Source organism: Clostridium sartagoforme, from assembly GCF_039521405.1.
In the GTDB taxonomy this organism is placed as follows: Bacteria; Bacillota; Clostridia; order Clostridiales; family Clostridiaceae; genus Clostridium; species Clostridium sartagoforme.
Genome location: NZ_BAAACH010000030.1, coordinates 14,369 through 26,525, shown reverse-complemented (window position 1 = coordinate 26,525; position 12,157 = coordinate 14,369). Strand labels below are relative to the sequence as shown.

The 12,157-nt window shown below is 29.7% G+C and carries 13 protein-coding genes; 2 read left to right on the top strand and 11 right to left on the bottom strand.

Translation table 11 applies throughout. The features are described from left to right. Position 1: 1 nt before the first annotated feature. The 10 genes from cimA to ABDZ60_RS11970 all read right to left on the bottom strand — a co-directional run bounded on the left by cimA (position 2) and on the right by ABDZ60_RS11970 (position 9,006). Entirely contained in the window at positions 2-1,597 is a 1,596-nt protein-coding gene (gene cimA, locus ABDZ60_RS12015; RefSeq protein WP_016205836.1) for a citramalate synthase, read from the bottom strand. A gap of 161 nt (positions 1,598-1,758) precedes the next feature. Further along, positions 1,759-2,271 (bottom strand): acetolactate synthase small subunit, encoded by a 513-nt coding sequence (gene ilvN, locus ABDZ60_RS12010; RefSeq protein ID WP_016205837.1) that lies wholly within the window; start codon positions 2,269-2,271, stop codon positions 1,759-1,761. 961 nt (positions 2,272-3,232) lie between these two features. Beyond that, the gene (gene def / locus ABDZ60_RS12005) at positions 3,233-3,685 is read right to left on the bottom strand and encodes a peptide deformylase (RefSeq protein ID WP_016205838.1); all 453 of its coding nucleotides are present in this window, start codon (positions 3,683-3,685) and stop codon (positions 3,233-3,235) included. Next, the gene (locus tag ABDZ60_RS12000) at positions 3,685-3,921 is read right to left on the bottom strand and encodes a helix-turn-helix transcriptional regulator (protein ID WP_016205839.1); all 237 of its coding nucleotides are present in this window, start codon (positions 3,919-3,921) and stop codon (positions 3,685-3,687) included. Before ABDZ60_RS12000 ends, def begins: the two co-directional genes overlap by 1 nt. Before the next feature lie 260 nt (positions 3,922-4,181). Continuing rightward, a complete protein-coding gene (gene ygiD / locus ABDZ60_RS11995) occupies positions 4,182-4,958 on the bottom strand; it encodes a 4,5-DOPA-extradiol-dioxygenase (protein ID WP_343778351.1) in 777 nt (258 codons plus the stop codon). A 55-nt stretch (positions 4,959-5,013) separates the two neighbouring features. Then, positions 5,014-5,637 carry a DsbA family protein gene (locus tag ABDZ60_RS11990; protein WP_343778349.1) on the bottom strand — a complete coding sequence of 208 codons (624 nt, stop codon included), beginning with the start codon at positions 5,635-5,637 and terminating at the stop codon, positions 5,014-5,016. A gap of 136 nt (positions 5,638-5,773) precedes the next feature. Next, positions 5,774-6,202, bottom strand: coding sequence for an Rrf2 family transcriptional regulator (locus ABDZ60_RS11985; RefSeq protein WP_343778347.1), 429 nt, complete (start codon positions 6,200-6,202; stop codon positions 5,774-5,776). 120 nt (positions 6,203-6,322) lie between these two features. Next, complete coding sequence (glmM, locus tag ABDZ60_RS11980; protein ID WP_016205843.1) at positions 6,323-7,666, bottom strand: phosphoglucosamine mutase; 1,344 nt, start codon at positions 7,664-7,666, stop codon at positions 6,323-6,325. 106 nt (positions 7,667-7,772) lie between these two features. Next, the gene (locus tag ABDZ60_RS11975) at positions 7,773-8,078 is read right to left on the bottom strand and encodes a YerC/YecD family TrpR-related protein (protein ID WP_016205844.1); all 306 of its coding nucleotides are present in this window, start codon (positions 8,076-8,078) and stop codon (positions 7,773-7,775) included. Positions 8,079-8,178: 100 nt separating this feature from the next. Further along, the gene (locus tag ABDZ60_RS11970) at positions 8,179-9,006 is read right to left on the bottom strand and encodes an AIM24 family protein (RefSeq protein ID WP_343778344.1); all 828 of its coding nucleotides are present in this window, start codon (positions 9,004-9,006) and stop codon (positions 8,179-8,181) included. A gap of 143 nt (positions 9,007-9,149) precedes the next feature. Between ABDZ60_RS11970 and ABDZ60_RS11965 the strand changes: the two genes are divergently transcribed. Together ABDZ60_RS11965 and ABDZ60_RS11960 are read left to right on the top strand one after the other, a co-directional pair. Next, positions 9,150-9,329, top strand: coding sequence for a hypothetical protein (locus tag ABDZ60_RS11965; RefSeq protein WP_040436407.1), 180 nt, complete (start codon positions 9,150-9,152; stop codon positions 9,327-9,329). Positions 9,330-9,516: 187 nt separating this feature from the next. Further along, positions 9,517-10,647 (top strand): zinc-dependent alcohol dehydrogenase, encoded by a 1,131-nt coding sequence (locus ABDZ60_RS11960; RefSeq protein ID WP_047000003.1) that lies wholly within the window; start codon positions 9,517-9,519, stop codon positions 10,645-10,647. A 420-nt stretch (positions 10,648-11,067) separates the two neighbouring features. Here the strand turns inward: ABDZ60_RS11960 and buk are convergent, their stop codons facing one another. Further along, positions 11,068-12,138: a butyrate kinase gene (gene buk, locus ABDZ60_RS11955; protein ID WP_343778340.1), complete on the bottom strand. Its 1,071-nt coding sequence runs from the start codon at positions 12,136-12,138 to the stop codon at positions 11,068-11,070. Between the last annotated feature and the right edge of the window lie 19 nt (positions 12,139-12,157).

The following is a 12,157-nucleotide window of genomic DNA, read 5'->3' as shown; positions in this document are numbered from 1 at the left end:
TTTAAAAATACATTCTTACTGTTTTTTCTATATCTTTTATTAATTTATATTCTAATGAATCTACTAATGCTATCCAACTGGCTTCTACAACATCTCTTGATACCCCAACTGTACTCCAATTTTCTACTCCATCTGTTGATTCTATAAGAACTCTTACCTTTGCTCCTGTAGCACTTTCCGAATCCAAAACTCTAACCTTATAATCCACTAATCTAACTTCTTTTAACTGTGGATAAAAACTTTCAAGAGCTTCTCTCAATGCTTTATCTAATGCATTTACAGGTCCATCTCCTTCGGATGCGGTCATTTTATTTTTTCCATCAACTGTTATATTAATTAATGCTGTTGACGTAAAATTCTTATTATTCCAAGGCTGCTCACCTATAGTTTTAAAGTGATTCAATTTAAAGAAAGGTTTGTATTTCCCTATTGTCTTTCTTATTAAAAGTTCAACTGTCCCTTCTGCTCCTTCAAACTTGTAGCCTTCATATTCTAAGTCCTTTAGCCTATTTGTTATCTTTTCCACTTCTTTACTATCTCTTGTTATACCTGGGAAAATTTTTTGTATTTCTTTTAGAATGGTACTTTTACCACTTACTTCTGATACTAAGAATCTTCTATTATTTCCTATCAGCTCTGGCTTTATATGCTCATATGATTTTGATGCTTTTCCTACTGCATCTATGTGCATACCACCTTTATGCGCAAAAGCTGATGCTCCTATATAAGGCATATTATCTAACAAGTTTATATTGGATATTTCCGAAACAAACCTTGCTGTCTTTGTTAAATCTGCTAATTTTTCCTTTGGTATAGCTTCATATCCCATTTTCAATTGCAATGTCGGTATAATAACTGATAAATTAGCATTTCCACATCTTTCTCCTATACCTATAAAGGTACCTTGAATATGACATATCCCCTCTTCTACTGCTATTATTGAATTTGATACTGCCATACCAATATCATTATGACAATGAATACCAATTCTTCCACCTAGTGAATCAACTACACTTTTTGATATATTTTTAATTTCACTAGAAAGTGTTCCTCCGTTTGTATCACATAATACTATTACATCAGCTCCTGCTTCTTTTGCTGAGGTTATAGTTTCAAGAGAATACTTTTTATTCTCTTTGTATCCATCAAAAAAATGCTCTGCATCAAATATTACTTCTTTGTTTTTGCTTTTTAAATACTTTATTGAATCAACTATCATCCTTATGTTTTCTTCTAAAGAAGTTTTTAATATATCTTTAACTTGAAAGTCCCATGTCTTCCCAAAGATAACAACAACATCAGTTTCAGCCTCTAATAAGCTTCTAATATTATTGTCATCTTCGACCCTTATGTTAGCTTTTCTTGTTGCCCCAAATGCTGCTAACTTAGAATTCTTTAAATTAACATTTTTCATTCTCTTAAAAAATTCCATATCTTTAGGATTAGATCCAGGATTACCAGCCTCTATATAAGATACCCCTATTTCATCTAACGCTATAGCAACTTTGATTTTATCCTCAAGAGAAAATGAAATATCTTCACCCTGTGCCCCATCCCTTAAAGTCGAATCAAAAATCTCTATACGACTATTGCTCATTGCTAAAACACCCCCAATAGTAATGTGAAGAATGAAAGAATTAATAATGAAAAAATTACTATAATAATTCAGCAAAGCTGAATTATCAAATTTAATTTAAGAAATCCCTTAGGAATTTCAATATAAATTTTTTCATTTTTTCATTCCTTCATTTTTTCATTCTAATTAAAATATTCCCCATAGTCTGTTATATTTTTGTCTCCTCTTTCTAATGCTGTTATTCCTGTTCTTACTATTTCCACTATTCCGTAGTCTTCCATAAGTTCTATTAATGCATTTATCTTACTATCGTCTCCTGTGAGTTCAATGGTTACTGTATTGTGGGCTACATCTATTATTTTGCTTCTAAATATTTTTACTACTTCGTTTATTGCCCCTCTTTTTTCTGCTGAAGCTTGGACTTTAATTAAAACCAGCTCTCTATATACTGAATATTCAGACTTTAATTCATGCACTCTTAGTACATCCTCTAGCTTGTTCAGCTGCTTTTTAAATTGTTCTAAAGCATCCTCATTTCCCATTAATGCTATTGTCATTCTTGATATTTCAGTATTTTCCGTTCTTCCAACTGTTAAACTATCAATGTTAAATCCACGCCTTGCAAATAACCCTGAAACTCTAGTTAATACCCCTGATGAGTTTCGCACTAGTACTGATAACACATGCCTTTCCAATTTTTTGCCCCCTTTTATTAAAAAATTGTGTGAAAAAACCACCATTAATGATATGACTCAATATGGTGGTAATAAACATTCCGCCTTAATTATACTATCACTAGGTTCCAACAAACCCTTGCCTTTAACGGTGCTTACCGGTTATCCTTTACTTATACCTCTTCGTACTTTCAAGGACACTGCTCTGGAGTGATAATCATTTAGTAAAGTATCCATTCACACCTACCATGGACTCTCTGTAACTTTATTCTCTAAATAAAAGTCTCCTTCTTTGCATTTTATAAAATTTATAAGGACCTATTAAATTTTGGTATTGCTAAAATTTTACTCCCCATTCTCTCTGATGTCAACAATTTATGAAAACTTTGCTAAATTACTTTTTTCAACACTGTTTTTAATGCAAACTTTTATCACTTTAATAATATAATAGCTATATTATTAAATAAATTGTAATTATTTTTATTTATGTATATTTGTTTTATATATTTATTTCTTTAAATTAACAAATTGATTTATACATTTTATTTTCATTTTTTAAAATATTTTAAATTATTTACATTATATTGAAATTGATATAGAATATATTCAATATATATTTTGAAAGGTATGATTTAAAAGCAAATTCTAATAAACAAATAGGAATCTCTACTATTAATTAAAAAAATCATACTGATATAATGATGTACAACAAAGTTAATGGAGAAACTTTTTCTTATGTACTAAAACCTGATATAATTAATCCAGGTAAAGCCGTCAAATACTCTGGAGTACTTCATATACGAATAAAAAATGTAAAAGATAATGGTGAATTATAAATAGTTGTAACAATAGAAGAATAAGTAGAAATAACTTTAACAACTTATTTTATACACAGATTTTTAGAATATAATTTCCTAGAGAGTAAAAAAAATACATTTCCTTGTCTAGATATTATCTAACACTCAGAAATGTATTTTTTTAATTAATTAATATATTCTGTAACAAAATCAGTAAAAAGAATTCCATCTAAATGGTCTATTTCATGACAAAAACATTTTGCCAAATCTCCTGTACCTGTCAATATAATTTTTTCACCATTTTCATTTAAAGCTTCAATGGTAACTTTAGCTGGTCTCTCTAATTTTCCATATTTATTAGGAATGCTTAGACAACCTTCAACCACCTTTTGAGTTCCTTCAGCTTTAATGATTTTAGGATTAACTAGCTTTATAAGGCCTTCTCCCATATCAATAACAACTAATCTTTTTAGCACTCCTATTTGAGGAGCTGCAAGTCCGCCACCATTTTCGGTATTATACATAGTTTCTGCCATATCATCTAGTAGCTGTCTTATTTTATCATCAACAACTTTAACTTCTTTACTCTTTTTTCTTAATATTTCATCACCAACTAATCTAATTTGCCTTAATGCCATTACACTACACCTCTTCTTTGTTGTGACCTAGATTTTCTCTCACTTTCTTCAAATAAAAAAATATCCTCTATCCTACTATTAAATACTTTTGCAATATCATAAGCTAACCAAATAGATGGCTCAAATTTCTCTGTTTCAATGGCATTGATTGCTTGTCTTGATACACCAACTAATTCTCCTAATTGTTCTTGAGTTAAACCTAAATCTTCACGCAATTTTTTTAATCTATTTCTCATACACTACCACTCCTGTAAAGTTTACCTTACTTTTAGTGTACTATTTCACTTCTTTCATGTCAAGTCTACATTACATTAATTTAAGTAATTATATACATATATGTTTTTAAAATTAGCTATTTTATACTTTCTTTTTAATCCTTAAATTTCTTTAATATTATAAGTTTATAAAGCTTTAGTGCTTGATCCTATTTCTTAAATTAAAGAGCTCAGTATTTGTACTAAGCTCTTTAATTCATTTTTTATTAGTTTATATATAGTTATCCTATTTTTATACAACTCATTGAAATAGACCCATTTTGAATACTTTGATGAATAATTTCTACATTCTCACCTTCTTGCTGTAATCCAATCACATATAATAGTGGTAAAAAATGTTCATCTGTTGGAATCGCAAGTTTTACTATATCTCCTAGCTCTCTATAATTAATTAGATCTTTATGCCTATACTCTTTCACTGCTTTAACTATATAATTATCAAAAGCTTCTGCCCATTCATATGCCTCTCCATATATATCATAATCTGCTGTTCCTAAATTATGAACTATATCCCCACTACCTATAATTAATAATCCCATTTCTCTAAACTTAGATAGTTTTTTACCTATATTATAATGCTGCTCTTCTGTTAAAAGTGCATTTAAACTTAATTCAAACACTGGTATATTAGCTTTTGGAAATATATATTTTAACACTCCCCATGAAGCATGGTCTAGTCCCCATTCATCTGTAAGCTTGGCACCTTCTTCAGATAATTCCTCTACTACCATTTTCGCAAATTCCTTCCCACCATCTGGAGTATATTTTATATTATATATTTCATCTGGAAATCCATAAAAATCATAAATTTGTTTTGGCTTATCACTATATGTTACATAAGTTCCTTTTGTTTTCCAATGTGCTGATATTACCATTACTGCTTTTGGTTCTTTTAAACTCTTTCCCAAATTTTTTAATGCTTTAGTGTAGTCATTATCTAATACTACATTCATAGGACTTCCATGTGAAATAAATAGTACTGGCATTTTCTTATTCATATTATTTCCCTCCTTATTTTTAAATTTATCAATAAATTCTACTTTTATTTTTTATCTATATAGATAGTATTTTATCTAATTCTTCAAAACTGCTATAACCTTGTGCTATTATTTTTCCTTTATTATCTTCTACCATAATAACAGTTGGGAAACTCATTGCCCCCATTGAAGCTACCATATTAAAAACTGAGTAAGTTTCATTTGTTAATTCTTCTGATAAAAATTTCTTTTCAAACTCATCTTTGTCTATTCCAAACTCTTCTGCTATTGTAGTATAGATTTCTAAGTTATTAGGATCTTTTCCTTCAATAAAAAATGATTCTTGAATCCTTTTAAGAAATTCAAATGAAATATCCTTCTTTAGATTTTGTGCTAAAACTACAGCTTTTGCTCCAGGTAAACTATCTAAAACCATATTTTTATTACCTAATATATTTTTATTAAATCCTTCTCCAAACTTCCTTCCTGTTAGTCTCTCTATATTTGTATTGTGATTCTTTATATAATTTCCTAAATCCTCATTAATTTCTTTAACATTTTCATCTACCCACATTCCACCTGGTAAAATTATAAAATCATATTTATCATTGTATTTTTCTTGTATTTTAGTTATTACGTTGCTGAAACCATAGCACCAACCACACATTGTATCCATAATATAATATATTTTTTTCTTCATATTTAATTATTCCTCCTAAATTTAAATAAATTTTTAAATAGTCAATATATAAACTTTAAATATTATTCATATAATCACTTAAATAATTTTGTTGTAACCAATTAAGTTACATCAATTGTAAAAAAATAGAATATATTTATTCCATCTTTTTAATTAGTCCTTCAACTATATCCTTCATAGTAACGTCTTTTAGGACATTTTCCATGGCATCTTGAGCTTTAAAAAGTATAATCTCTAATACAATATGAATGTTAGCTCCTATTGGACACTTAGGATTAGGATTTTCATGTATTTGAAAAAGCTGACCTTCTTCAACAACATCAACAGCCTTATATATATCTAGCAAAGAAATTTCTTCTATATCTTTTAAAAGATATGCGCCCCCGCTTCCTGGATTTACACCTACTATACCAGCTTTTTTTAACATCCCTGTAACTCTTCTAATAATTACTGGATTAGTATTTACGCTTTCAGAAATCCATTCTGATGTACATAGTCTATCTTTCTCAATAGATACTACTGATAGTATGTGAACAGCTACAGAAAATCTGCTACTTATTTTCATAATAACCCCTCCCATTGTAACTATTATAGTTACAACTAAATAAAATGTCAATATTTTATTTGGAATCAAAAAAAAAATATTACTAGTATTTTTATTACTAGTAATATTTTTATTAACATATTATATTTTACTTAATATTAAATCTACTAATCCATGCGCCATTTTATCTATTTCTTCTTGATTTTCTCCTTCTAGCATAACTCTAACTAGAGGTTCTGTACCTGAAGGTCTAATCAAAACTCTACCTGCACCATGAAGTGCTTCTTCTATTTTCTTTATTTCATTAACTATTTCTTCATCTTCTAAATATATATTTTTCTTATCATTTGGAACTTCAGCATTAACTAATACTTGAGGAAGCTCTTTCATTATTCCTGCTAATTCACTTAAAGTCTTACCACTTCTCTTTGTTATCGCTGCAACCTGAAGCGCTGTAACTAATCCATCACCAGTTGTATTGTATTCTAAGAATATTATGTGCCCAGATTGTTCTCCACCAAGAATATATCCATCCTTAACCATTTCTTCTAAAACATATCTGTCTCCAACTTTTGTTTTAATAACATTGATACTTTCTTTTTTACAAGCAATGTCTAAGCCTAAATTACTCATTACTGTAACTACTAAAGTATCATCTTTAAGCTTCCCTAAATCTTTAAGGTATTTTGCACATAGCATTAATACGAAATCTCCATTTATAAGATTCCCTTTTTCATCTACTGCTAAACATCTATCTGCATCTCCATCAAAAGCAAAACCTAAATCACATTTTTTTCTTACAACATAATCTTGTAATTCTTCTGGATGAGTTGATCCACAATTTTCATTTATATTTGTTCCATCTGGATTATCATTTATAACATAAACCTCTGCTCCAAGCTCTCTAAATGCTTTTACTGCAGCTTTATAACATGCTCCATTTGCACAATCTAAAGCTACTCTTAAACCTTTTAAATCTACTGGGATTGTAGATAATGCATAGTCTGTATATTCATCGAGAGCTCCAACTTCCATAGATGATCTTCCTAAATCATGTCCTGTTGGACTTGGTACTCCTTCAAATCCACTTTCTATAACTCTTTGGATTTCATCTTCTAATTCATCTTGCAACTTATATCCTTTATTATCAAAAAACTTTATTCCATTATATTCAACAGGGTTATGTGATGCTGAAATCATTATACCTGCATCAGCATTATATTCTCTTATTAAATGTGCTACTGCTGGAGTTGGAACAACACCTAATATAACAGCCTCAGCTCCTACTGACAGTATTCCTGATACTAAAGCTGCTTCAAGCATATCTCCTGAAATTCTAGTGTCTTTTGCAACTAATATCTTTGGTTTATGAGTTCCTTCCGTTAATACATAAGCTCCTGCTCTTCCTAAACCATACGCTATTTCAGATGTTAATTCTGTATTTGCAATTCCTCTAACTCCATCTGTCCCAAACATTCTACCCATACTTTTTACCTCACTTTTTCTATTGGTTTATTGGTTGTACATAATATAACACTAATAGTATACATTTTTAATTTACATATTACAACTTTATTATATTACAACTTTATTATTTTCTATTTCCTTCTAGCCTATCTAATATTAGGTTATATCCTCCGGTTCCATAGTTTAAACACCTATTAACTCTGCTTATTGTGGCCGTACTAGCTCCTGTATTTTCTGCTATTTCTGTATAAATCTTTTTTTCCTTTAGCATCTTAGCTACATGTATTCTTTGTGCTAAAGCCTTTAATTCATTTATAGTTGCAACATCTTCAAAAAAATTATAACATTCATCTATATTTTCCAATTTTAAAACAGCTTCAAAAAATAAATCTAATTCAGGATTATTAAGTTTACTTTCATTTCTACCCAACTTTTTCAATCCTCCTTTTCTTTAGAATAGTTCTCATAAGTTAAAGTATAATTTATATTAATATTAGTTTATAACTGTAACATTGTAAAGCCTTACTAATTTAAACATCTTCCTCTATGTCTACAGATATAAATTCTTTTAAGCCTCTTTCTTTAAGCTCATTATATACAGCTCTAGTTGGAATAAGCCATACTTCTCCAGTTCCTCTATAAACATTTAATAATCCTTCTCCATTAAGAGCTGTTCCAACAAGTGTAGTTCCTGACTTTTCCACTGTAAATTCTATATTATTACTTCGTAAAATAGCAAAATTCCCATCAATTTTTAAGGTATCTCTAAACATTTTACATCTTAATATTTCATTTTCAGGCACTGGTACTTCTAACACTACTATTCCACTACCTCTAAGTCTAGTCTGATAAATTCCTTCATTACCAAAAATCATTGAAGATATATTTTTTTGCATTACTGGCTCTACTTCTATATTTTCTTCACAAGCATAAAATAATCCATCATCAACTATAATTTCTTCATCTTCTAGTTCTATTAATGTAAAATGTCCAAATCTAGGTTCTAAAAACACCTCTCCATTTCCTCTAAGAACTGGCTTAAACATACTTTCTCCTGTTACTTTACTTGAAAAAAATTTTTTTCCAAGTCCTATAATTCCTCCTGTTTTATTTTCTATTTCTATATCACCTTTCATATAACTTAAGGCGCCTGCTTCAATCTTTACTGCACTATCCTCTAATATCACTCTTATTTGTCTTAATTTGACCGATGATTTTTTCATGAAATTCAATTGTATTGATAAGTTTAAATCATCCGAACCTTCTAAATTATCATATTCTAATATTTGAAATATACTATCATTTCTCATTTCCGAAATCATTGTCATTTTATTATTTGCATTAAATGAAGTTATCATAATTCTATCCCTCCATCTATATTTTACCATAATTTTATATTTGTAAACTACCATATAATTTAATGTATATTCTAAGCTCAAAATAGGTAGAATTAAAATATATCCATTAGTTTTAAATCTCATTATTTTGTTGGAGGTGTTTTATGAAAGCAATTGTATATGAAGGTATTAGAGATACTAGCAATACAAAGGACATAATAAATCATGGTATTTCTTTAAATAATGGAAATAACCAATCTAATACATTTGACAACAGAGATTATTCATCTAATATGATTAACAATGGAAAGGATACTTACGTAAAAATTATTTTAAAACCATAAAACTTATTAATTTACAATGCACATAAAAATAACTTACTTTACTATTTTCTTATATTAAACTTAACACGACTATTTTCAATCTTATTCTTAATGTTTAATTGGAGCTGTCTCAAGATGGCTCCAATTAAACATTAAGAATTAAAAATGTAAAACTATGTTATGTTTATCATACTTTTAGGAGGACATTATGAAAGCAATTGTTTATGAAGGTATTAAAGATGTTAGAGTTGAAAAAGTTGAAGATCCTAAGATTCAGCATAGTGAAGATATTATAATTAAAGTTACATCTACAGCAATATGTGGATCTGATTTACATTTAATTAATGGTAGAGTTCCTAATCTTAGACATGGGTCAGTTTTGGGTCATGAAACCATGGGTATAGTTGAAGAGATAGGCAATGATGTTACTAAAGTCAAAAAGGGTGACAGGGTTATTGTACCTTTTCCTATATCTTGCGGACATTGTTGGTACTGTGAGCATGATTTATATTCACAATGTGATAATTCTAATGAATATGGAGAAGTAGGCGGATTATTTGGATATAGCGATACTTTCGGAGGATATGATGGAGGTCAGGCAGAATACTTAAGAGTTCCTTATGCAAATGTTGGTCCTACAATTATCCCTGATGATTTAAGTGACGAACAAGTATTATTCTTAACTGATATACTTCCAACATCATATTGGGGTGTTGATATTAGCGGAATGAAGAAGGATGATACAGTTGTGGTTCTTGGATGTGGTCCTGTTGGGCTTTTAACTATAAAATGGGCTATTTTTAAGGGGGCTAAAAGAGTTATTGCTGTTGATTGCGTAGATTACAGACTAAATCATGCTAAAAACTATAAGGGCGTAGAAACTATTAATTTAGAAGATTATGATGATACTGGTGAGTACATAAAAGAATTAACTGGTGGAGGCGCAGATGTAGTAATTGATTGTGTTGGTATGGACGGTAAAATGTCAACATTTGAAAAAATAGAATCTATGTTAAAACTCCAAGGTGGTTCTAAATCTGCAATAGAAATTGCTAGTAGATCCATTAGAAAATATGGAACTGTTTCTATGGTTGGTGTTTATGGCGCTAGGTATAATTTATTTCCTCTTGGAGACTTCTTTTCTAGAAACATAACTTTAAAAATGGGGCAATGTCCTGCTCAAGCTTATGTTGATCCAATATTAAAACTTATAAAAGAAGGAAAATTTGATGCTACAGATATAATTACTCATAAGCTTTCCTTAGATGAAGGAACTCATGCTTACGATATATTTAGCAATAAAAAAGACAACTGCATAAAGGTAATACTAAAACCATAGTTATAAATTGCGAATATAAAGGCTACGATAAATAGATATGTTTCATAAGCTAAATAGCTACGCAAAGAAGTACTAGGCTCGGATAACTACTATGCCAAGAGTTTTGGTTAAACTCGCTGCGCTCAGACAAACCAACAACACTAAGACTTAGTAGCTCTTCCTTCACCAAGTACTTCTAGTTTCTCGCTATATGCTTATTTCACATATCCTATTTACCTTCGCCAACTTATATTAAGAATTTAAATTAATAATCAATTAATTTATTAGTAAAAAATAATTGGTGAGGGAAATTAAAAACTTAGTTAAATGGAGCAAACTATAATTGAACCTGTTCCCTTTTCCCTAAAAAAAATAAAAACAACTGTGAACTGTGAATTGTGTTCTGTGAACTGAAAAATGCTTCGCATTTTATTACAATTGTTACTTGTATTCCTTCGCTTCCTCTTCTCCTGTCATAACTCTTATTGCTCCTTGTGCTAAGGCCAATAATTCGTCTTCTCCTGGATAAACTGTAATAGGAGCTATCCATCCTGCTCTCTTTGTTAATTCGTCTATAACTTTGTCTGAATATGCTATTCCACCTGTAAATATTATTCTATCCACTTTTCCTTCTAAAACTGTTGCCATTTCTCCTATTGATTTAGAAATTTGATATATAAAAGCATCAAAATATAGTTGTGCTTCTTTATCTCCTTCTGAAACTAGCTTTAATACGTCTCTTGCATCATTTGTATTTAAGTATGCTACGTATCCGCCTTTTCCTACTACCTTATTATATACTTCTTGTTCTGTAAAATTACCACTATAGCACATTTTTATAAGGGCTCCTACTGGTACTGATCCTGCTCTTTCTGGTGAAAATGGACCTTCTCCATCTAGGGCATTGTTTACATCTATTACTTTTCCATTCTTATGAGCTCCTACTGAAACTCCGCCTCCCATATGAACAATTATTAAGTTTAAATCTGTATATTTTATTCCTGATTCCTTTGCATATCTTTTTGCAACTGCTTTTTGATTCAATGCATGGAATTTACTAACCCTTGGTAACTCAGGAACACCAGAAACTCTTGCCACATCATTAAGCTCATCTACAACAACTGGATCTACTATGAAAGCTGGTATATTCAGTTCATTACCTATTTGGTTTGCAATTATTCCTCCTAAATTTGAAGCATGTTGTCCTTGCACACCATCTTTTAAATCCTTAAGCATTTTTTCATTAACCTTATAAGTACCACTTTCCATTGGCTTTAGCATTCCACCTCTGCCAACTACTGCATCTAAAGAATTTATATCAAAATTCTTTTCCTTTAATACATTTATTATTATATCTTTTCTAAATTTAAATTGATCATATATTGTTTCATATTGTGATATTTCTTCTGATGAGTGTCTTAAAGTTTCTACTAACACTTCTTGTTCTCCATCATAAACACCTATTTTAGTTGATGTTGAACCTGGATTTATTATAAGTAATTTTAAAGCCATTTGAATGTCCTCCTAATTG